This is a genomic window from Mycobacterium liflandii (genome assembly GCF_022354805.1).
GTDB lineage: Bacteria > Actinomycetota > Actinomycetes > Mycobacteriales > Mycobacteriaceae > Mycobacterium > Mycobacterium marinum.
The window spans coordinates 4,374,333-4,396,021 of record NZ_CP023138.1; the positions used below are offsets into that span (position 1 = coordinate 4,374,333).

15 protein-coding genes and 6 pseudogenes are annotated in these 21,689 nt (G+C 66.1%); 10 read left to right on the forward strand and 11 right to left on the reverse strand.

The window, feature by feature from the left end; translation table 11 throughout:
• Positions 1 to 23: 23 nt before the first annotated feature.
• Complete coding sequence (locus CKW46_RS19450) at positions 24 to 1,445, forward strand: acyl-CoA carboxylase subunit beta (RefSeq protein ID WP_117435302.1); 1,422 nt, start codon at positions 24 to 26, stop codon at positions 1,443 to 1,445.
• A gap of 122 nt (positions 1,446 to 1,567) precedes the next feature.
• On the opposite strand, the gene CKW46_RS19455 is transcribed toward CKW46_RS19450, so the two are convergent.
• Positions 1,568 to 1,894, reverse strand: coding sequence for a hypothetical protein (locus CKW46_RS19455; protein ID WP_041299365.1), 327 nt, complete (start codon positions 1,892 to 1,894; stop codon positions 1,568 to 1,570).
• Between CKW46_RS19455 and CKW46_RS19460 the strand changes: the two are divergent.
• A pseudogene (locus CKW46_RS19460) lies at positions 1,787 to 2,056 on the forward strand (type IV toxin-antitoxin system AbiEi family antitoxin); the annotation flags it as partial. The gene CKW46_RS19455 and the pseudogene CKW46_RS19460 sit on opposite strands and share 108 nt — an antisense overlap.
• Here the strand turns inward: CKW46_RS19460 and CKW46_RS19465 are convergent.
• Positions 2,024 to 4,012 (reverse strand): glycerol-3-phosphate dehydrogenase/oxidase, encoded by a 1,989-nt coding sequence (locus tag CKW46_RS19465; RefSeq protein ID WP_117435303.1) that lies wholly within the window; start codon positions 4,010 to 4,012, stop codon positions 2,024 to 2,026. The pseudogene CKW46_RS19460 and the gene CKW46_RS19465 sit on opposite strands and share 33 nt — an antisense overlap.
• Entirely contained in the window at positions 4,012 to 4,581 is a 570-nt protein-coding gene (locus CKW46_RS19470) for a TetR/AcrR family transcriptional regulator (protein ID WP_117435304.1), read from the reverse strand. Before CKW46_RS19470 ends, CKW46_RS19465 begins: the two co-directional genes overlap by 1 nt.
• A 47-nt stretch (positions 4,582 to 4,628) precedes the next feature.
• Between CKW46_RS19470 and CKW46_RS19475 the strand changes: the two genes are divergently transcribed.
• Entirely contained in the window at positions 4,629 to 6,209 is a 1,581-nt protein-coding gene (locus CKW46_RS19475) for an FAD-binding oxidoreductase (RefSeq protein WP_117435307.1), read from the forward strand.
• Positions 6,210 to 6,232: 23 nt separating this feature from the next.
• Positions 6,233 to 7,168 (forward strand): diacylglycerol kinase, encoded by a 936-nt coding sequence (locus tag CKW46_RS19480; RefSeq protein ID WP_193376299.1) that lies wholly within the window; start codon positions 6,233 to 6,235, stop codon positions 7,166 to 7,168.
• A gap of 297 nt (positions 7,169 to 7,465) precedes the next feature.
• Here CKW46_RS19480 and CKW46_RS19485 read toward each other — a convergent pair.
• Positions 7,466 to 8,669: pseudogene (locus CKW46_RS19485) on the reverse strand (ISAs1-like element IS2404/ISMul1 family transposase).
• 145 nt (positions 8,670 to 8,814) lie between these two features.
• Here CKW46_RS19485 and CKW46_RS19490 point away from each other — a divergent pair.
• Positions 8,815 to 9,186: pseudogene (locus CKW46_RS19490) on the forward strand (Rv2253 family sensor-like surface protein); the annotation flags it as partial.
• 5 nt (positions 9,187 to 9,191) lie between these two features.
• Here CKW46_RS19490 and CKW46_RS19495 read toward each other — a convergent pair.
• From CKW46_RS19495 to CKW46_RS19505, 3 genes are all read right to left on the reverse strand, one after another.
• The gene (locus tag CKW46_RS19495; RefSeq protein ID WP_011739477.1) at positions 9,192 to 9,704 is read right to left on the reverse strand and encodes a DUF3145 domain-containing protein; all 513 of its coding nucleotides are present in this window, start codon (positions 9,702 to 9,704) and stop codon (positions 9,192 to 9,194) included.
• 153 nt (positions 9,705 to 9,857) lie between these two features.
• Complete coding sequence (locus CKW46_RS19500; protein ID WP_012394996.1) at positions 9,858 to 10,676, reverse strand: serine hydrolase domain-containing protein; 819 nt, start codon at positions 10,674 to 10,676, stop codon at positions 9,858 to 9,860.
• A 12-nt stretch (positions 10,677 to 10,688) separates the two neighbouring features.
• A complete protein-coding gene (locus CKW46_RS19505) occupies positions 10,689 to 11,750 on the reverse strand; it encodes a class I SAM-dependent methyltransferase (RefSeq protein WP_085981931.1) in 1,062 nt (353 codons plus the stop codon).
• A 139-nt stretch (positions 11,751 to 11,889) separates the two neighbouring features.
• On the opposite strand from CKW46_RS19505, the gene CKW46_RS19510 reads away from it, so the two are divergent.
• Positions 11,890 to 12,975, forward strand: coding sequence for an S-(hydroxymethyl)mycothiol dehydrogenase (locus CKW46_RS19510; RefSeq protein WP_482052278.1), 1,086 nt, complete (start codon positions 11,890 to 11,892; stop codon positions 12,973 to 12,975).
• A complete protein-coding gene (locus CKW46_RS19515; protein WP_482052279.1) occupies positions 12,975 to 13,598 on the forward strand; it encodes an MBL fold metallo-hydrolase in 624 nt (207 codons plus the stop codon). Before CKW46_RS19510 ends, CKW46_RS19515 begins: the two co-directional genes overlap by 1 nt.
• 62 nt (positions 13,599 to 13,660) lie before the next feature.
• On the opposite strand, the pseudogene CKW46_RS19520 reads toward CKW46_RS19515, so the two are convergent.
• Positions 13,661 to 14,409 (reverse strand): annotated as a pseudogene (locus CKW46_RS19520) (SHOCT domain-containing protein).
• Entirely contained in the window at positions 14,406 to 15,908 is a 1,503-nt protein-coding gene (gene lnt / locus CKW46_RS19525) for an apolipoprotein N-acyltransferase (RefSeq protein ID WP_482052280.1), read from the reverse strand. Before lnt ends, CKW46_RS19520 begins: the two are co-directional and overlap by 4 nt.
• 82 nt (positions 15,909 to 15,990) lie before the next feature.
• Between lnt and CKW46_RS19530 the strand changes: the two genes are divergently transcribed.
• The 3 genes and pseudogenes from CKW46_RS19530 (at position 15,991) to CKW46_RS19540 (ending at position 18,503) form a co-directional block, all read left to right on the forward strand.
• Entirely contained in the window at positions 15,991 to 16,944 is a 954-nt protein-coding gene (locus CKW46_RS19530; RefSeq protein WP_012395001.1) for an SDR family oxidoreductase, read from the forward strand.
• A 1-nt stretch (position 16,945) separates the two neighbouring features.
• Positions 16,946 to 18,052 (forward strand): annotated as a pseudogene (locus CKW46_RS19535) (class I SAM-dependent methyltransferase).
• 94 nt (positions 18,053 to 18,146) lie between these two features.
• On the forward strand, positions 18,147 to 18,503 hold the full coding sequence (locus CKW46_RS19540; RefSeq protein ID WP_015356275.1) for a hypothetical protein: 357 nt from the start codon (positions 18,147 to 18,149) through the stop codon (positions 18,501 to 18,503).
• 23 nt (positions 18,504 to 18,526) lie between these two features.
• Here CKW46_RS19540 and CKW46_RS19545 read toward each other — a convergent pair.
• Together CKW46_RS19545 and CKW46_RS19550 are read right to left on the reverse strand one after the other, a co-directional pair.
• Positions 18,527 to 20,438: pseudogene (locus CKW46_RS19545) on the reverse strand (Hsp70 family protein).
• Positions 20,439 to 20,569: 131 nt separating this feature from the next.
• Positions 20,570 to 21,655: an NAD(P)H-dependent amine dehydrogenase family protein gene (locus tag CKW46_RS19550; protein ID WP_482052281.1), complete on the reverse strand. Its 1,086-nt coding sequence runs from the start codon at positions 21,653 to 21,655 to the stop codon at positions 20,570 to 20,572.
• Between the last annotated feature and the right edge of the window lie 34 nt (positions 21,656 to 21,689).

Consider the following 21,689-nt stretch of genomic DNA (forward strand, 5'->3'; position numbering starts at 1 on the left):
CCGTTAACTACAGGAGACCTGCGATGACAATCATGGCCCCCGAGGCGGTTGGCGAGTCGCTCGACCCCCGCGACCCGCTGTTGCGACTGAGCAACTTCTTCGACGACGGCACCGTGGTGCTTTTGCACGAGCGTGACCGGTCCGGAGTGCTGGCCGCATCGGGCACCGTGAACGGTGTGCGCACCATTGCTTTCTGCACCGACGGCACCGTAATGGGTGGCGCGATGGGTGTCGAAGGCTGCGCGCACATCGTCAACGCCTATGACACGGCGATCGACGAGCAGAGCCCGATTGTGGGTATCTGGCACTCGGGCGGCGCCCGTCTGGCCGAGGGCGTGCGGGCACTGCACGCGGTCGGTCAGGTATTCGAAGCCATGATCCGCGCGTCGGGCTATGTCCCGCAGGTTTCGGTGGTCGTGGGCTTCGCCGCCGGCGGCGCCGCCTACGGGCCGGCGCTGACCGACGTCGTCGTCATGGCACCGGAAAGCCGGGTGTTCGTCACCGGGCCCGACGTGGTGCGCAGTGTTACCGGCGAGGACGTCGACATGGCCTCGCTGGGCGGCCCGGAGACCCACCACAAGAAGTCCGGGGTGTGCCACATCGTCGCTGACGACGAGCTCGACGCCTACGAGCGGGGCCGCCGCCTGGTCGGCTTGTTCTGCCAGCAGGGGCATTTCGACCGCAGCAAGGCAGAGGGCGGCGACACCGACATCCACGCGCTGCTGCCCGAGTCGGCTCGGCGGGCCTACGACGTGCATCCGATCGTGACCGCGATCCTTGATGCGGACACGCCTTTCGACGAGTTCCAGGCCAACTGGGCGCCGTCGATGGTGGTCGGCCTGGGACGGCTGTCCGGCCGCACCGTCGGGGTACTGGCCAACAATCCGCTGCGACTGGGCGGCTGCCTGAACTCCGAAAGCGCCGAGAAGGCAGCACGTTTCGTGCGCCTGTGCGACGCGTTCGGCATCCCGCTGGTGGTGGTTGTGGATGTTCCGGGTTATCTGCCCGGCGTCGACCAGGAGTGGGGCGGCGTGGTGCGCCGCGGCGCCAAACTGCTGCACGCCTTCGGCGAGTGCACCGTTCCGCGTGTCACGCTGGTCACCCGGAAGACCTACGGCGGGGCCTACATCGCCATGAACTCGCGTTCGCTCAACGCGACCAAGGTGTTCGCTTGGCCGGACGCCGAGGTGGCGGTGATGGGCGCCAAGGCCGCGGTCGGCATCCTGCACAAGAAGAAGCTGGCCGCTGCGGCCGAGCACGAGCGTGAGGCTCTGCACGACGAGCTGGCCGCCGAGCACGAGCGGATCGCCGGTGGTGTGGATAGCGCCGTCGACATCGGTGTGGTCGACGAGAAGATCGACCCCGCGCACACTCGCAGCAGGCTCACCGAGGCGCTGGCGCAGGCACCCGCACGCCGCGGTCGCCACAAGAACATCCCGCTCTGATTTCTCCCGCGAGCAGACGCGGAATCGCACTGCGCGTGCTTCGCGCAGTGCGATTTTGCGTCTGCTCGCCGCAGTTATCCCCAGCCTGACTGGCCAAGCCGAGGCCCTGCTCGCATCCTCGGTCAGTGCCCACAGATGCCCAGGCGCTGTTGCAGAAATCCGGCGGGTTCGCCACGACCGCGCAGCTGTTGACGGTCATGACCCGCCAACAGCTCGATGTTCGGGTCAGAAACGGCAGCCTGGTGCGGGTATGGCATGGCGTCTACGCGGCCGAGGAACCGAATCTGTTGGGCCGCTTGACCGCACTCGACGTATTCATGGGCCGGCCGGTCGTGGCGTGCATGGGTACGGCAGCCACTTTGTACGGGTTCGACACCGAGTGCAGCTCCGCCGTCCACGTACTGGACCCCGGCGTCCGGATGCGCCCCACGATCGGCCTGATGGTTCATCAACGCATTGGCGCGCGGTTGCAGCGGGTGGCCGGGCGGCTGGCGACCGCCCCGGCATGGACGGCCGTGGAGGTCGCCAGAGCGCTGCGCCGTCCGCGAGCACTGGCAACACTTGATGCCGCGCTGCGGTCAATACAGTGCACTCGCGATCAAATCGAATCCGCGGTTGCCGAGCAGCACGGCCGGCGCGGGATCGTTGCGGTACGCGAACTCCTGCCACTTGCCGACCCACGCGCGGAGTCGGCCATGGAAAGTGAGACCCGGCTGGTCATGATTGATGGCGGGTTGGCGCGTCCGGAGCTGCAGTATCTGATCCACGGTTCCGATGGCGAGCTGTGGCGAGTGGACTTCGCCTGGCCCGACCTGCGCCTGGCCGCCGAATACGACAGCATCGACTGGCACGCCGGACGAGTGGAAATGCTGCGGGACAAGACCCGCTGGGCCAAGATCCAAGACCTCGGGTGGACGATCATCCCGATTGTCGTCGATGACGTCAGACGCGAGCGCGGCCGTCTCGTGCAGAGAATCGGCAACCACCTCGATCGCCTGCGCGCAGCCAGCTGACGGCCCCGCACTCCCCCGCGAGCAGACCCCCGCCAGAAAATCCTCGGCGATGCCGACCACGCGCTGCCGATCATGGGGCACCAACCCAATGCGGGTCCGGCGATCGAGAATGTCCTCGGCGTCCAGTGCGCCCTCGTGGGTGACCGCGTACTCGAACTCGGCCCTGGTCACGTCGATGCCTTCGGCGACCGGGTCGGTAGGCCGCTCACATGTTGCGGTCACGACGACGTTGGCCGCCTCCGCTCCGAAGCGCGCGACCAGAGACTCGGGCAGGCCACCCGGACCGGCGGCCGGCCCGGGGGTGGCCGGCGCCCCGATCAGCGGCAGGTCTCGCGTTCGGCACTGGTTGGCCTGCAACTGCCGCAAGCTGATGGCGCGATTGAGCACATCCTCTGCCATGTAACGGTATTCGGTCAGCTTGCCACCGACCACGCTGATCACACCCGATGGCGACTCGATGACCGCGTGGTCGCGCGAGACGTCAGCGGTGCGACCTTCGCCGGTGTCGATCAGCGGTCGCAGACCGGCGTAGGCTCCGATGACGTCAGAAGTCTGCAACGCGGTGCCCAGCGCGGTGTTGACCGTATCGAGCAGGAACATGATTTCTTCCGAAGAAGGTTCTGGCACATCGGGAATCGGACCTGGGGCGTCTTCGTCGGTAAGCCCGAGATAGACGCGGCCCAACTGCTCGGGCATGGCGAACACGAACCGGTTGAGTTCACCTGGAATCGGAATAGTCAGCGCCGCAGTCGGATTGCCGAAGGCGTTCGCATCGAACACAAGATGGGTGCCGCGGCTCGGACGCAGCTTCAGCGCGGGGTCGATCTGGCCACCCCACACTCCAGCGGCGTTGATCACCGCGCGCGCAGACACGTCGAACGACTCTCCGCTACGTTGGTCGGTCAACCGAGCCGACGTACCGGTGGCCTCGGACGCCCCAACATATGTCAGGATGCGCGCACCGTGCTGGGCCGCGGTGCGCGCGACCGCGGTAACCAGCCGGGCGTCATCGATCAATTGCCCGTCGTAGGCGAGAAGGCCGCCGGCCAACCCGTCACGCCGCACGGTCGGCGCCAGCTCCACCACACGCTGCGCTGAAACTCGCCGCGACCGGGGCAATGTCGAGGATGGCGTGCCCGCAAGCATCCGCAACGCGTCACCGGCCAGGAACCCAGTCCGCACCAGGGCACGCTTGAGATGATCCATCGACGGCAGCAACGGGACCAGTTGCGGCATCGCGTGAACAAGATGCGGGGCATTGCGCGTCATCAGAATTCCGCGCTCGATGGCGCTGCGGCGGGCGATGCCGACGTTCCCGCTCGCCAGATACCGCAGCCCGCCGTGCACCAGTTTCGAGCTCCACCGGCTGGTGCCGAAGGCCAGGTCATGCTTTTCTACCAGGGCCACTTGCAGGCCCCGCGACGCGGCATCCAAGGCGATACCGACACCGGTGATGCCGCCGCCGATGACGAGGACGTCCAGCGCTTCGCCGTCAGCGAGTGCGGTGAGTTCGGTGCTGCGGCGAGCGGCGTTGAGTGCGGTCGAGTCAGGCATTAGGCCAGGTATCCGTTCAGTGAGTAGGTGAGTTCTGCGGCCAGGGCCTCGGAGTCGAGGATCGGATCGATGATGTCCACCGACTGGATGGTCGACTGGGTGATCAGCAAGACCATGGCCGCAAGTTTGCGGGGATCGCCGGCACGGACGCTGCCCGTTCCTTGGGCGACTTGCAGCCGCGCCGCAAGTCCTTCGAGCAGGAAGTGCTGGCTGGCGCCGAGACGCTCGGTGATGTACACCCGGGCCAGGTCCGAGTGCATGAGTGCCTTGACTAATTCGTCGCCCCGGAGCCGATCGGCCACGGCGACCACTTGCCGTACCACGGTCTGTCGGTCATGGCTGTCGAGGGACACCGCGCGCACCACGTCGGTGACATGGCTGGTCAGCAGCGCCGAAATGATCGACCGCGTATCCGGCCAGCGGCGGTACACGGTGGGGCGGCTCACGCCCGCACGCCGCGCGATCTCGGCGAGGGTCACGCGGTCGACACCGTAGTCGCGAACGCAGCTCGCGGCCGCCTGAAGTATGCGGTCCCCAATATCTTCGGGAGCATTACTCATTGACAGCATGTGTAATATTGTAACGCATGGCGCATCCTGAGGAACTCCTTCCACCGATGAAATGGAACGCGTGGGGAGATCCCGCCGCAGCCAAGCCGCTCTCCGACGGCATCCGGGCCCTCCTGAAGCAGGTTGTGGGCCTTGAGGATTCAGGCGAAGCCGAACTCGGCGCCGACCAGGTCAAGCTGCGCCCGTGCGCGTTGTCGCAAAGCGATCAGGATGCGCTGGCCAAGATTGTCGGGCCCGAATACATGCGCACCGCCGACCGCGACCGGCTGCTGCGCGCTGGCGGCAAGTCCACCCCCGACATGCTGCGACGGAAGGACACCGGCATCCAGGATGCGCCAGACGCGGTCCTGCTGCCCGGCGACGACCAGGCCGTTGCCGAGATCCTGCGGTACTGCTCGGATCAGGGCATTGCGATCGTCCCGTTCGGGGGCGGCACCAACGTGACCGGTGCGCTGGACCCCAACCGCGGCCAGTTCAGCGCCGTGATCTCGCTGGACCTACGCCGGTTCAACGAACTGCACTCCCTCGACGAAGTCTCGGGCATCGCCGAACTGGGCGCCGGCGTCGCCGGCCCGGACGCCGAACGGCTGCTCGGCGAGCGCGGCTTCTCTCTCGGGCACTTCCCGCAGAGCTTCGAATACGCAACCATCGGCGGCTTCGCGGCGACCCGGTCCTCAGGCCAGGACTCGGCCGGGTATGGCCGCTTCAACGACATGATCATCGGATTGCGCATGATCACTCCGGCAGGCGTGCTGGATCTTGGTCGGGTGGCCGCCTCCGCCGCCGGTCCGGACCTGCGTCAGCTGGCGATCGGCTCGGAAGGTGTTTTCGGTGTCATCACCAAGGTGCGGCTGCGGGTGCACCCGGTGCCCGAAACCACCCGATATGAGGCGTGGTCGTTTCCGGACTTCAGCACCGGGGTCGCAGCCCTGCGCGCGATCACCCAGACCGGCACCGGCCCGACCGTGGTGCGCCTTTCCGATGAGGCCGAAACCGGGATCAACCTGGCCACCCACGAGTCGATCGGCGAAAACCAGGTAACCGGCGGATGTCTGGGGCTGACCCTGTTCGAGGGCACCAAGGAACACACCGAAAGCAGGCACGCCGAGACCCGCGCGTCGCTGGAGGCCCATGGCGGCAAGTCGCTGGGTAAAGGCCCGGCCCAGAGCTGGGAGCATGGCCGGTTCAGCGCTCCCTACCTGCGCGATTCATTGCTGGCCGCCGGTGCGCTCTGCGAAACCCTCGAGACGGCCACCGACTGGTCCAACATTGCCGCGGTCAAAGCCGCGGTTACCGAGGCACTCACCACATCGTTGGCGGAGTCGGGCACCCCGGCGCTGGTGATGTGCCACGTCTCGCACGTCTACCCCACCGGTGCATCGCTGTACTTCACCGTCGTCGCCGGGCAGCGGGGTAATCCGATCGAGCAATGGATGGCCGCCAAGAAGGCCGCATCCGATGCGATGATGGCCACCGGCGCAACCATCACGCACCACCACGCCGTCGGCGCCGACCACCGGCCCTGGATGCGCGACGAGGTGGGCAACCTGGGTGTGCAGCTGTTGCGCGCGGTCAAGGCCACCCTGGACCCGGCTGGGATCCTCAACCCCGGCAAGCTGATTCCGTGACCCCCGAGAACCCGGTCAACCCGTTGGCAGGGCAACTACGTCAGCGCAGCATCAGCAAGGTGACCGCCCTGACCAATCCGCTGTCCGGACATGGTGCCGCGGTCCAGGCCGCCCAGCACGCGATCGCCCGGCTGCATCATCGTGGCGTCGAGGTCATCGAGATCGTTGGTGAAAACGCCGAGGATGCGCGCTACCTGCTGGCCGCGGCGGTCGAGAAGGGCACCGATGCGGTCGTCGTGACCGGCGGCGACGGCGTCATCTCCAACGCGTTGCAGGTGCTGGCCGAAACCGATGTCCCGCTGGGCATCGTCCCGGCCGGCACCGGCAACGATCACGCACGTGAATTCGAGATTCCCACAAAGGATGCCGAAGCCGCCGCGGACATCGTGGTGGACGGCTGGACCGAAACCATCGACCTGGGCCGGATTCAGGCCGGCAGCGGCAAAGACAAGTGCGACAAATGGTTTGGCACCCTGGCCGCAACCGGTTTCGATTCGCTGGTAACCGACCGGGCCAACCGGATGACCTGGCCACACGGACGACTGCGGTACTACATCGCGATGCTGGTCGAACTGTCGCAGCTGCGGCCATTGCCATTCCGGCTCGTGCTCGACGGCACCGAGGAGATCGAAACCGACCTCACGCTGGCGACCTTCGGCAACACCCGCAGCTACGGCGGCGGGATGCTGATGTGCCCCAACGCCGACCGTACCGACGGTCTGCTGGACATCACCATGGTGCGATCCGGCCCGCGCAGCAGATTCCTGCGGCTGTTCCCGACGGTGGTCAAGGGCACTCATGTGGAGCTCGACGAAGTGACCACCGCACGAGCCAAGTCCATCGACGTTGAATGCCCTGGCATCAACGTGTATGCCGACGGTGACTACGCGTGCCCATTGCCGGCCAATATCTCCGCGGTTGCGGGCGCACTGCAGATATTGCGGCCCAACGACCGATAATCATTTGCAGCGCTGCCGGGTCGCCGATGCCAATTCTCGGGCGACCTGTCGACGCCCCTTCCTGTAACACCTAATGCACCGAATACGACATCTTTCTCAGAGCCGCTCACCTGGGAGGAAAGATGTCGAGGCCTCACCAAACCGGACTTGGAGCCGCGGCAGCGGCTTGGTTTTGCGTCTCGTTGTGTTTCGCGCCGCCGGCTTACGCGGGTGAAGTTGCGGCATGGAATGGGGATTACATTCTGACGCTCGCCGCCAATGCGAAGACCGGCACCAGCAGGGCTCCGGCGTTGTTGATTAGCAGGCTTGTGAGCTGGGGAATTGTGGATTGAGGAGGTCTAGGCGGCGGTTGGCGGTCAAAGCGGTGATCCGGCAGGCTTCGGCGATGTTGTCGGCGCCGTTGAGGCGGTGCAGATTGATCGCGGTGTTGCGTAGCGTTGCTAGGACCTGTGCGCCGTTTCCGGTATGTGCCCTTTGACGGTCTTCGTCGAAGGTGACGTCGCGTATCCAGTGCAGGCTGTTCTCGATTCCCCAGTGTTGACGCATCCAGGTCATGATCGCGGTAGGGCGGGCGTGCTCGAACGGCAGGCTGCAGATGGCATAGACCACCTCCACGCTGCGCTGGTCGGTGGCGGTGATCAAACGTTCACGAGTAATCCGGATGATTTGTTTTGCGTAGGGGAAGCCGATTCCTCGTACAGCGGTGATGATTTGCAGGGTGCGGGTCTCGACACGGCCGTGGCCGCGGGAGTCGTCGGTAGCGGCTGCGGGCACCTCGGCCCAGGGCAGCGCGGTGATACGCGCAAGTATTTTGGCTTGGTTGGACTTGACGATCATCAGGTAGTGCGACTTCAAGGTGGCGCAGATCAACTTCGCGGTGACGACCTGGGTATGCATCGCATCCACGGTGACCAGCCACCACAAGCTACCCGGCAGCAGCGTGAGCAGGGCACGTACGCAGGGAATTTCATTGCTTTTCTCGGCGACAGCGAGTTGACCGAGCACCAATCGGGCACGGTGGGCGAACACCGACACGAAATGCGTGGCTGTCGCTTTGGCGCGTAAAGGCACCACGCAGCATCTTGCCGTCCAACGCGATCGGCACCAATCCACTGGGGTCGCTGCTGGCCACGTGTGCAGTGAAGTAACTGCCCATCCTGGCGTTGAGGTCGGCGGGGTCTAGCCGAGACAAAACAGCGCGGAAGGTCTTCTCACTGGGCCGCCGGAACCGGACCCCTAATTGGGCCAACACATCATCGGGAGCGGTGGCCGCCCATGTGGCAAAACCAGCATAGCCGCGCATCCCCGCGGCAGTGGCCAGAACCGCGATCGCCAACAAAGCCATCAGCGAATACCTCCGACCGCGTGGGTCCCTCGGGTCTAGCACCGAGGCCAACACATCGAGAAACTCCGATCCGATGAGCTCGCTGCGCTCACCAGGACTCCAGCGGTCGAACACCTCTGGAACCGACGACACAGGCAATACTGAAACGGTAGGCACGGGCAACTCCAGACCAACGACGAACAGTAACCAACTCGATCGTTCTCCAGATAGCCCGTGCCTACACTCCGGCCCCAATAGCGCGGCACCAAAGATCATCAACCCAGCTCACAAGCCTGCTAATCAACAACGCCGGAGCCCTGCCGGCACCAGCATCGCGGCCAGCCAACCCGAGTTTGCCCACCGGACCAGCGTCTCCATTAGCTCCAGCTGCTCGGCGGGCGTCTGCACTGCGACGGTGAATAACCCTCCCCCGCCCAAAAATGAATCCATGCCGCAATCAATCGAATTCACCTGGAACGGGTCCCAATGGGTACGCGAGATGACCTGGAATTGGGATTGTCTACTGCCGGACGGCACCATTGAGTACAACCCGGCCAAATCCATCTCGGTGTACACGCCCGGCGACTACGGAATTCTCACCGGCGTCTTTCACACCAACATCTACAGCGGCGCGTGCAAAGGCAACGTCGATATGCCGTTGTCGGCCAAACCGGTCGCGGTGCCGGTCAGCTAGCCGGACTAGCCGACGCCGCGGCTGAGCCAGGTCACCTCACCGGTGTCGCCACCGTCGCGGTAATCCTCCAGCGCCTCGTCCCACGCCGTTCCGAGCACCGAGTCCAATTCGGCAGCAAGGGTGTCCGCCCCCTGCGCCATCAGGGTCCGAAGCCGCATCTCACCCACCATGGTGTCGCCGTTGGCGCTCATCGCCCCGCTCCACAAGCCGAGCTGCGGAGTGTGGCAGAACCGCTGCCCGTCCACGCCGGGGCTGGGATCCTCGGTGACCTCAAACCGCAGCACCGACCACGAGCGCAACGCGTTGGCCAGCCGGCCGCCGGTGCCCACCGGCCCGACCCAGTTGGTGACGGCACGCAACTGGCCAGGCATCGCCGGCTGCGGCGTCCAGACCAGGTTGGCCTTGGCATGCAGGGTCGACGACAGTGCCCACTCGACATGCGGGCACACCGCCGCTGGAGAGGCGTGGACGTACACCACGCCGCTCGTCACGTCGGCGAACTGATTCGATGCACGCATCTCTTACTCCTTCGGTTCCACGAGGGACGTCTTCCCCAACGACCTGGTGAACCCGATAGGCGGGATGCCTGCGACGAAACTTCTGCGATTTTTGATGTCTTGCGTGTCTATTGTGCCCTGTGAGACCCCTGTTGCGCTAGTGTGCAGTTCGCATTAGGCATATTCGGCTAGTACGGAGTCCGAAAGCGCTGGCCAGGGCTCTCGCGCCCAGTCCCCGAAATCACGGTCGGTAAGGACCACCAGCGCCAGGTCGGCTTCGGGATCCACCCAGATGAAGCCGCCCGCCTGCCCGAAATGGCCGTAGGTTCGCGGCGAGTTGCGGATACCGGTCCAGTGCGGCGACTTGGCGCTCTTGATCTCAAATCCCAGCCCCCAGTCGTTGGGGCGCTGCACACCAAATCCGGGCAACACACCGTCCAGACCGGGAAACTGCACGGCGATCGCCTCGGCGTGCATCGGCGGGGAGACCGTCGACGGACGCAACAGGTCGCCCGCGAACAGCGCCAGGTCGCCAACCGTCGAGGTGGCCCCGAACCCGGCCGCGGCCGCGCCGCCTTCCAGCTTGCTCGTCGACATGCCCAGCGGCTCGAACACCGCCTCGGCCAGATAGCTACTGAACTCGATTCCGGATTCCTGCGCCACGGCTTCGGCCAGCGCGGTGAAGCCGTAGTTGGAATACATGCGGCGGGTCCCGGGCCGGGCGAGCACCTGATTGGTGTGCATTGACAGGCCCGAGGTGTGCGCCAGGAGGTGGCGAATGGTGGAGTCGGGCGGGCCCGCCGGGGTGTCGAGGTCGACGACGCCTTCCTCGATCGCGATCTGCGCGGCGCGCGCCGCCATCGGTTTGGTCACCGAGGCCAACGCGAAGACCTTCTCGACATTGCCGTGCGTCGCCAACACACCGGTAGGGCCGATCACCGCTGCGGCGGCGGCCGGTACCGGCCAATCATCAAGAGCGTCCAGAGCAGCCATCGTGGCGGTTCGTCACTTCCTGGCGATGTAGTAGTTGTTCAGCGGGTCCGACTCGATCTCGGCCACCGTCACGTCCTCGAATCCGGCGTCGGCCAGCATCTTGGTGGCCAGCTGGCTGCCCCACACCGTCCCCAAGCCGACGCCGTCCAGCGCCAGCGACACGGTCATGCAGTGCATCATCGAAATTGTGTACAGGTAGGTGCTCATCGGGTTGCCGACGTTGTCTTCGAGTCGGCTCGACGCCTTGACGTCGACCATCAGCAGCACGCCGCCGGGCCGCAGCGCGCGGTAGATGTTCTCCAGCACGCGCGCCGGCTGCGCCTGATCGTGAATGGTATCGAAGGCGGTGATGACGTCGTAGACCCCGACATCGTCCAGGGTGGTCAGATCCCGAGATTGAAAGGTTGCGTTGGACAGGCCGCGACGCTGCGCCTCCTGGGAGGCAGCCGCGATGGCTGGCTCGGAGAAGTCGATGCCGGTGAACCGGCTTTTCGGAAATGCCTGCGCCAACAGGTTGACCGCGTGACCGCTACCGCAACCGAAATCGGCCACCTCCGCGCCGGCCTGCAAGCGTTCGGGAAGGCCCTCGACCAGCGGCACAATCACGTCGACCAGCGCACTGTCGAATACCTCGCCGCTCATCTCGGCCATCAGCGTGTGAAAGCGCGGGTATTGGGTGTAGTGCACACCGCCCCCTTCCCGGAAGCAGGCGATCACCTTCTGTTCGACCTCTCCGAGCAGTGAGATGAATTGCGTCACGCGGGCCAGGTTGTTCGGGCCGGCGGCCCGCGTCAGCATGGCCGCGCGATGTTCGGGCAGCGAATATGTGGCCGTCTCGGCGTCGTACTCGATCACCTGCCCGGCCGTCATCCCGCCCAGCCATTCCCGCACATAGCGCTCGTCGAGGCCCACCGCCTCGGCGATTTGGGCGCTAGTGGACGGCGGCAATTGAGAAATGACATCCAGCAGCCCGGTCTGATGTCCGACACTGAGCAAGATCGTCAAACCGGCGCTGTCGATGGCCGCGACAATTCTGCCGCCGAATTCCTCCGTGGTTTCGGTTCCGCCGTCGATTGCCGTCATGCTCAGCGACGCTACACCGGCATCGCCGCCCGTCGGGCCGGCTATCGGGACCAAAGCTCAACGCAATATGGGCGCCGCGAGCGCAGGCGCGGCGCAACCGCCGCGAATGCCGAACAGTAGGTTAGAGGCCATGAGTCAGACAGTGCGCGGCGTAATTTCCCGGAAAAAGGGCGAACCCGTTGAATTGGTGGACATCGTCGTCCCGGATCCCGGGCCCGGCGAAGCCGTCGTCGATATCAGCGCTTGCGGCGTTTGTCACACCGATCTGACCTACCGCGGGGGCGGCATCAACGACGAGTACCCGTTCCTGTTGGGCCACGAGGCCGCGGGCACGGTCGAAGCGGTTGGGCCCGGGGTAACCAACGTGGAGCCAGGCGATTTCGTGATCCTGAACTGGCGTGCGGTGTGCGGCCAGTGCCGGGCCTGCAAACGGGGCCGGCCGAGCTACTGTTTCGACACGTTCAACGCCGAGCAGAAGATGACACTGACCGACGGCACCGAACTCACCCCGGCACTGGGCATCGGGGCATTCGCCGACAAGACGCTGGTGCACTCCGGCCAATGCACCAAGGTTGATCCCGCGGCCGACCCCGCCGTGGCGGGCCTGTTGGGTTGCGGGGTGATGGCCGGACTGGGCGCCGCGGTCAACACCGGTGGCGTCACCCGCGATGACACCGTCGCGGTGATCGGTTGTGGCGGCGTGGGTGATGCCGCCATCGCCGGTGCGGCGCTGGTCGGAGCCAAGAAGATCATCGCCGTCGACACCGACAACACCAAACTGGAGTGGGCGCGCGCCTTCGGCGCCACCCACACCGTCAACGCCCGCGAACTCGACGTCGTCGAAACGATCCAGGACCTCACCGGCGGCTTTGGGGTCGACGTGGTGATCGACGCGGTCGGCCGGCCCGAAACCTGGAAGCAGGCGTTCTACGCTCGCGATCTGGCCGGAACCGTTGTCCTGGTGGGGATTCCCACCCCCGACATGCGGCTGGACATGCCGCTGGTGGACTTCTTCTCCCGCGGTGGCGCGTTGAAGTCGTCCTGGTACGGCGATTGCCTACCCGAGCGCGACTTCCCCACCCTGATCGACCTCTACCTGCAGGGCCGGCTTCCGCTGGACAAGTTCGTTTCCGAGCAGATCGGTCTGGGCGGTATCGAGGAGGCATTCGAGAAGATGCACGCCGGCAAGGTGCTGCGCTCGGTGGTGGTGTTGTAGTGGTTCACATCGACCGGGTGGTGACCCACGGAACCTTCGAACTCGACGGCGGCAGTTGGGAAGTCGACAACAACATCTGGCTGGTCGGCGACGACTCCGATGTGGTGGTCTTCGACGCCGCCCATCAGGCGGCTCCGATCATCGAGGCGGTCGCCGGCCGCAATGTGGTTGCGGTGGTGTGCACCCACGGCCACAACGACCACGTGACGGTGGCTCCCGAACTCAGCGCGGCACTCGACGCTCCGGTGCTGCTCCACCCCGGCGATGAGATGCTGTGGCGGATGACCCATCCGGACAAGGACTTTCGCGCTGTCTCTGACGTTGAGACGCTGCGGGTCGGCGGTACCGAGCTACGCGCACTGCACACTCCGGGCCACTCCCCGGGATCGGTGTGCTGGTACGCCCCGGAGCTGGATATGGTGTTCAGCGGGGACACGCTGTTTTGCGGCGGACCCGGCGCGACGGGACGCTCGTTTTCCGACTTCCCGACCATCCTGCAGTCGATATCCGAACGGCTGGGCAAGCTGCCCGGCGACACCGTCGTGCATACCGGCCATGGCGACAGCACCACCATCGGCGACGAAATCGTGCACTACGAAGAATGGGTGGCCCGCGGCCACTAGGGCGCAACAGGTCAAACGCTCACCGAGATCGGCAAGCAAGCCACGAGCCCGCGCGACGCCGGCTATCTGCCGTCGAGGATCCGGCGTTTCTCGCTCTGGAATTCCTCCTCGGTCAGCGCCCCCGAATCGCGCAACGCCGCCAGCGTCTTGAGCCGTCCAGCCTGATCCCGTTGTCGCTGGGCTCGTAGGCCGTCCTGGGCGGATCGCTGGGGTGGGAAGCCAGGACGGGTGCTTCGGCAAAGTAGGGGCTGGCCGGCGACGCCGATGCGGCCGGGCGGCTGCGGCTCAACCACACCACCGAAAGCACCAAGTCGATCAGCCCGACGCCGAACATGGCGACGAAAACCCACACCAACCAGCCATACGAACTCTGGTGCCCGAACGCCAGCCGGGGGTTGATGTATCCGCCGACCTCACCGTCGGTCGTGACGCGGTAGGTGGCCTCGACGGGAACGCGGACCATCCATACCCGTACGTGGGCGTCGTTGTTGACCGTCGTTGTGCTGCCGATACTTTCGGTTACCTCCGGTTGCGGTACTCCGTCGGGCGGACTGATCGAGATCCCCAACGGCGGCACCGGCAGGCCAACGCCGTTGGTGCCGCCGATGACCAGCGTGTGCAGGCTGACGGTGACATCTCCGGCCGGCAAATGCACGCTGCCCGAACCGGGGATCGCCACCTCGCCGTACGCGTCGTACTTGTCCAGGAAGAACGCGTTGAGCACCAGGGTGACGATGAAGCCGGCCACCGACACCACCAACGTGAGGATGGCAACGGTCAGCGAAAACTTGGCGACCCGTCTGCTAGTCATGCACGCAGTGTGTCACGCATTCGATAGCGGCGAAGCCCAGCTGAGCCGGCGTATCCCGCCAGCACCACCAGGGCCGTCACCGGCACCCAATCCCCCAGTCGTCGATACAGCGTGTCGCGCGAACCCAGCTCGATGCTGTCCACCGTCACGCCCGCGAAGTCCGACGGGCACCACGCCAGCCGGCGTCCCCGGGCGTCGAAGGCCGAACTGTCACCGGACAACCCGGCGTGCACCGCGGGTCGCCCCACTTCGACGGCACGCACCGCGGGTTGGCTGGCCAACTGCGGCTGCGCCCAACTCCCTTGAAACGACGAGGTGGAACTCTGGAATGCCAACAACTCGGCGCCCAGCAGCGCTTCGCGTCGGGCCAGATCGGAAAACGTCGTCTCGTAGCTGATCAGCGATCCGATGGCCAGCGGTCCGGCATGCAGCACCACCGGGCCGGTTCCCCGCCGCCGGTCCTCCGCGGCGGCCTTGGTGCCCTGGGTGATCCAGCCAACCAACCGCCGCAGCGGAACGTATTCACCAAACGGCACCAAGCGGGTCTTGCGGTAGCTGCCCGCCACGCCGTGCTCACCGAGCAGCACCGACGACTTGTAGATGCCCCCGCCCGGTGCCCGCGCATCGACATTGACCAGCAGATCCGCGCCAACCCGCGCGGACAGGTCCGCCAGCCGGGCCAGGTCGCCGGGATGTTCGGCCAGGTCGTGGCCGACGCTGCTTTCCCCCCAGACCACCAGGTCCGGCCGTTGACCCACCAAGCCGGCGGTCAGTTCTTCACCGGCCGCCTGGCGGGCCGTCGAGTCGGCGATGGGGCCCGGCTGCACCAGCGCCACCCGAATCGCCGGACCCGCAGCGGGAGCTGGGCCAACGAGGTACCACAGCGGTCCGAGGCCCACCCCCGCCACCGCGCAGCCCAGCAGCACCAGCCGGGGCAGCCCTCGGCCCACGATGCCGGCCACGATGGCGGTATTGACGGCCATCACCAGAAAGCTGGTCAGCCACACCCCGCCCACCGATGCCGACGCCAGCGTGTAGGGCTGGTTCCATTGCGACGCACCCAGCGGAGCCCACGGACCGCCCAATGGCGGCCAGGACCGCGCCGCTTCTGCCACCACCCAGGCGCTCGGTACGACGGCCAGTGCCCCAGCCGCGCGGGCGGCGGAAAGCGGTGCCGACAGCAGGCGGTGCGCAACCCAACCCCACGGCAACCACAACGCGCCCATTCCGAGAGCCAACAACGCCAGCAGCGGGCCGATGCTGGCGGCCAACCAGTACTGGTTGGCCAGCACGAAGCCGGCAACACCGCAACCGGCCCGCACCGCACCATCGCCGGACGTCGCCGCTGCCCGCACCAGCAGCAGCAGCGGCACCAGCGCGAACCAGGCCAACCACCACCACGATGGCGCCGGGAAAGCGAGCGCGGGTAGCGTGCCGAGGGCCAATGCTGCCGTCCACCCGAAAGCACGCCGCCGGAGCGCTCTCGGGTGCGGGACCATGGGCTAAAGCATGCCGCTCCGACTCGCGGATAGCGGGGAAAAGCGCACACTGGACAGCAACACCGGAAAGGGAGTGATACGCATGGCCAGCGATCTCATCGCCACCGTGCCCGATCTGTCCGGAAAACTCGCGATAGTCACCGGAGCCAATAGCGGGTTGGGTTTTGGGCTGGCCCGGCGGCTGTCGGCGGCGGGCGCCGATGTGGTGATGGCAATCCGTAACCGCGCCAAGGGCGAGGCGGCGATCGAGGAGATCCGCAGTGCCGTGCCCGATGCCAAGTTGAGTATCAAAGCGCTCGATCTGTCCTCGCTGGCGTCGGTAGCCGCATTGGGTGACCAGCTCAACTCCGAGGGCCGCCCGATCGACATCCTGATCAACAACGCCGGCGTCATGACTCCGCCCGAACGTGATACCACCGCCGACGGCTTCGAATTGCAGTTCGGCAGTAACCATCTCGGACACTTCGCGCTGACCGCGCACGTGCTGCCGCTGCTGCGCGCGGCGCAAGGCGCGCGGGTGGTATCGCTGAGTAGCCTGGCGGCCCGGCGTGGCCGTATCCACTTTGACGACCTGCAGTTCGAGAAGTCATACGCTGCGATGACGGCATACGGTCAATCCAAGCTGGCGGTACTGATGTTCGCGCGCGAGCTGGACCGTCGCAGCCGGGCGGCGGGTTGGGGCGTGATGTCCAACGCGGCGCACCCAGGACTGACCAAGACCAACCTGCAGATCAGCGGGCCTTCGCATGGGCGGGAGAAGCCGGCACTGATGCAGCGGTTCTACACCACCTCATGGCGTTTCGCTCCGTTCCTTTGGCAAGAAATCGAAGACGGGATCCTGCCGGCGCTCTACGCCGCCGTTACACCGCAGGCCGAGGGCGGTGCTTTCTACGGCCCGCGGGGCTTCTATGAGGCGGCCGGTGGCGGTGTGAGGGCGGCCAAGGTGCCCGCTCGTGCTGGCAATGACGCTGACTGCCAACGCCTTTGGGAGGTTTCCGAACGTCTCACGGGTGTCGGTTACCCCACGTCGAGCTGACATGCCACGGGAGATCAGGCTGCCGGAGTCAAGTGTGGTGGTCCGGCCGGCGCCAATGGAAAGTGCGACCTACAGCCAGTCGTCAAGACTACAGGCCGCGGGCTTGTCGCCGGCCATCACGCTGTTCGAAAAGGCCGCCCAAACCGTGCCGCTGCCCGATGCACCGCAACCGGTCGTCATCGCCGACTATGGGGTGGCCACCGGCCACAATTCACTCAAGCCCATGATGGCCGCGATCAACGCACGTCGCCGGCGCATCCGCGAAGATCGCGCAATCATGGTGGCGCACAACGATGTACCGGACAACGATTTCACTGCCTTGTTCCGCACCTTGGCCGATGACCCGGACAGCTACCTGCACCATGACTCGGCGAGCTTCGCATCGGCAGTCGGCCGGTCGTTTTATACCCAGATCCTGCCCAGCAATACGGTGAGCCTGGGCTGGAGTTCATGGGCGATCCAATGGCTTAGCCGAATCCCCGCGGGGGCGCCGGAACTCACCGATCACGTGCAAGTCGCCTACAGCAAAGACGAGCGAGCGCGCGCGGCATACGCGCACCAGGCCGCCACGGATTGGCAAGACTTTCTTGCCTTCCGGGGGCGGGAGCTGTGTCCGGGCGGGCGATTGGTGGTGCTGACAATGGCGCTCGACGAACACGGCCACTTCGGCTATCGACCGATGAACGACGCGCTTGTGGCGGCGCTCAACGATCAGGTGCGCGACGGGCTGCTGCGCCCAGAAGAGCTGCGACGCATGGCGATACCTGTGGTCGCCCGGGCCGAAAAGGACCTGCGCGCTCCGTTTGCGCCGCGCGGCTGGTTCGAGGGTCTGACCATCGAGCAGCTCGACGTGTTCAACGCCGAGGACCGGTTCTGGTCCGCCTTCCAATCAGACGGCGACGCAGAGGCTTTCGGAGCGCAGTGAGCCGGCTTCGCCCGGGCGGCATTGTTCCCCACGCTCGCGGCCGCGTTGGACTGCGGGACCGGCGACCCTCGCGCAACCGCGTTCATCGAGCAGCTGGAGGCTTCCGTCGCCGACCGGCTGGCAAGCCAGCCCGAGCCGATGCGGATTCCGCTGGCATCGCTGGTGCTTGCCAAGCGCGCCTGATCGCGGTAGCGCGCGTTTCGACCCGGCACCGGGATGGGTAACCGGAGCAGAGGGTCGGTCACAACCGCAACTAACTGCGCAGGGAGCAAGAGCCATGACTGCAGCCCAAGATCAGCCGGCCGACCAACATGAGGAGCCGGATCGTTGCGACAACATCGAGCCGGACCAAGGCGCCCAAGACAAGGCCGCCGAGATGATGACTGCCTATGAGGACCGGCCGACGCTGGTGTTACCCGGTTCCGGCAAGACCATCACCGGGACCGCGGTCAACGACTGGCTCGACGAAAACGGCGACCCCAAAGCCGCCGGTGACCGGAACGCCCCAGCGGCGAAGGCCAAAGACGTCGCCACAGCAGGCAAGGCCGACGGGACCGGCGAGTGGAGCGCCGAAGAAAACTACGCCCAAGACAAGGCCTACAACGAGCGCGTCCTCAAGGATGCCGCCAGCTGAACGCCGCGGGGCGGTCGCTCACCTCATTGACCGTTTGCCGCCTGGGGCGCAATTACTTGCGGCGCAATGACCTGCGGCGCGATGACTTGGCCGAACCCGGGAACTCCCGGCACCTGAGGCACCTGAGGTATCTGCGGCACCTGCGGCACCTGCGGGAAACCGATTCCCGGGATCTGCGGGATGGGCGGAATCTGGGGAATGGGCGGGATCGGGGGCGGCGTGGGCAGTTGCTGTGTCGCCGGCGCCTGCGTGGTGGGCGGCGCCTCGGTGGTGACCGGCGGCTGGGTGGTTGCCGGCGGCGCCTCGGTGGTGGCCGGAGGCTGGGTGGTGACCGGGGCTTGTGTGGTTGAGGGCGGCGGTGCCTCGGTCGACGGCGGCGGGGGCGCCTGCTGTGTCGGCGGCGGCGCCGGCTCCTGGGAGGCAGGTGGCTGAGTGGACGGCGCGGGCGCGGAAGTTCCGGCATCGGTCACCGGTGGCACGGCTGCGGGGGCCGAGGTGGGCGGGGACGTGGTCGCTTCGGGCGAGCGAGTCGCCGGCTGTTCTCCGGAGCTCAGCGCGATCGCGACCGCGGCGCCGACGAGCAGCACCGCAACCACCGTTGCGACGATGATTACTCCGGGCAGGCGGTACCACGGGATCACCACGGACTTGGGCGCCGGCTCCGCCCGGGCATTCTCTTCAAAGGTCAGCTGGGGCCGCGCGGAGGTGTAGCCGGAAGCCCCCGAATAATCGTCGCCGACCACCGGCATCGCCCGGGATTGGTCGTCGGCTTCCGACCATGCCAAAGCGGGCTGCAACGCCGACACCGGCGCGTCGGCCGCCGCTACCGCCCCGACGTCTGGGTCCAGCGGCGCCATCGCGGTCTGGGTCATCGGTGCCGCTGAGATCAACACCGTCGCACTGGAATCACCTGGTCCCCGGGCAGCCCGCAGCGCCCCGCCGGTCGCGGCTGTCAGCTGCGGGCGGGGTGCGGTAATCACCGGTACGCCGAAGCGCCCCGACAGCGTTGTGGTGACCGACGGGATATTGGCGCCACCACCGACGGTGACGATGGCGACCGGGTCCGCGGCGGGGACGCCGGCGCGCTGCAGCGTGTGTTCGACAACGCGGGCAAATCCATCGAGCGAATCGCGGATCGTCTCGTCCAACTCGTTCCCCGGGCAGCGCGTCAGACAGCGTGGCCACCGTGCTGAGGGAGAGCTGCTCCTTGGCCTGGCGGCACTCGGCGCGCAACCGGTTCAATGAGCCGATCGCCGAGGTCCCCGACGGATCGAAAGAACCCTTCGCCGGCATCTCGGACATGACGTAGGTCAACAGCGACTGATCGATCAGATCGCCGGAGAAATCCGGGTGCCGCACCGTTGCACCCAGGGGCTGATATTCGCCGGAGGCGTCGGCCAGCGTGATGCTGGTACCGCTGCCACCGAAATCGCAGACCGCGACGACGCCGCGGGCCGGGATGCCAGGGTTGGCACGCGCGGCGAACAACGCCGCCGCGGCGTCCGGGATCAGCAGCAGAGGCTGCCCCGCCGGCGACCATTCCGGAACCCGGCCCAATGCGGCGCCCAATGCGTCTACCGCGCTCGTGGTCCAGTGAGCGGGATAGGCGACTGCGGTACTGGCGGGCAGGGTGTGACCGCCGGTGGCCGTATATGCCAACGCCCGCAACGCATCGGCCACCAATGCCTCGCTGCGATGCACCGACCCGTCGGCCGCGACGATGCCGATCTGGTCCCCGACGCGGTCCACGAAGTCGCTGATCACCAAACCGGACTGATCCAGCCTCGGGTTCTCCGACGGCAGTCCGATCTCGGGTGGACGCTGTCGGTACAGCGTCAGTACGGGCTTTCGCAGGATGGCGCTATCGGCGGTTACCGCCGCCAGATTGGTGGCACCGATCGATAGACCCAGCGCGGGCCGTGCTCCCTCTGCCATCTAGTAAGTCCCCATGTCCGGCGGCACGCCACCCGCCTAACTCAAATTCTGTCGATAGAACCTATAGCCAATCTCTGCGCCAGCTATGCGCCAGCTGTATAAGCACTTCAACGCCAAGCAATCGACGCAGGTCAACGGATTGTGCCCGCGCCTGGAATCAGCGGCAGGTCGAGCGCGGTGACCCAGCCCGGCGGCAAGTCGTTGACGGCAGGCACCGCATTGAGCGCCCGCATGCCGGTCGCCAGACACCCGGCGGTGGCTGGATCTCGCCCGGAACCGTCGGTGAACCGGAACGCGGTCTCCTGGAAGATGCTGGGAGTTCCTTCGATATCCACCCGATAGACGTCGTCGTCGTGGCCGGAGGGCCAGTCCGGCGCGGCATCGTGGCCGATGCGGTTGACGTGTTCCAGTTGGATGCGGGTTTCGCCCTGATAGACCCCATTGATGGTGAACCGCACCGCGGCCACGTGGCCCGCTTTGATGAGGCCCTTGGCCGACTTGCGCTCGGTGGGGGTCACCCACTTTTCCCAGGTGGTAGTGATCTCATCGAGCATGATCCCGGCGGCATGAGCGATCATCGGCACGGTGGCGCCCCACGCGAAGATCAGCACGTCGCGGTTTTCCAGCATCGGGCTGAATTCGGGCTCGCGGCCGATGCCCATCTCTTTTTCGTAATCGCCCTCGTAGTTCGTGTAGTCCAGCAGTTCGGAGGCCCGCACACGCCGGACCTCCGAACACAAACCCATCAGGGTCATGGGAAGCAAGTCGTTGGCGAATCCCGGGTCGATGCCGGTGGTGAAGCACGACGACTCCCCCAACGTGCAAGCCTCGGTGATGGGCTGAATCCACTGCGGCGGGTTCAGGTGCATCGTCGGCCAGATCCACGGCGTCATTGCGGTCGAGCAGACGTCGATGCCGGCCCGCAGGAAGCGCGTGATGAGTGAGATGTTGTCCTGCGCGTGCATCGCCGTCGGGCCGTAATGCACCAGCGCGTCGGGCCGCAGCGCGATCAGCGCGTCGACATCGTCGGTGGCGCTGATTCCCACCGGCTCGGAAAGTCCGCAGATTTCGCCGACGTCGCGCCCCACCTTGTCAGGATTGCTGACACCAACACCCACCAGCTCAAACAATGGATGCTTGACGATTTCGGGAATCACCATCCTGCCCACGAAGCCGGTGCCCCAGACGACCACTCGTTTCCCGCCACTTTGCGACATAAACGGCCACCTCCCTGACTACGTCACACTAAGC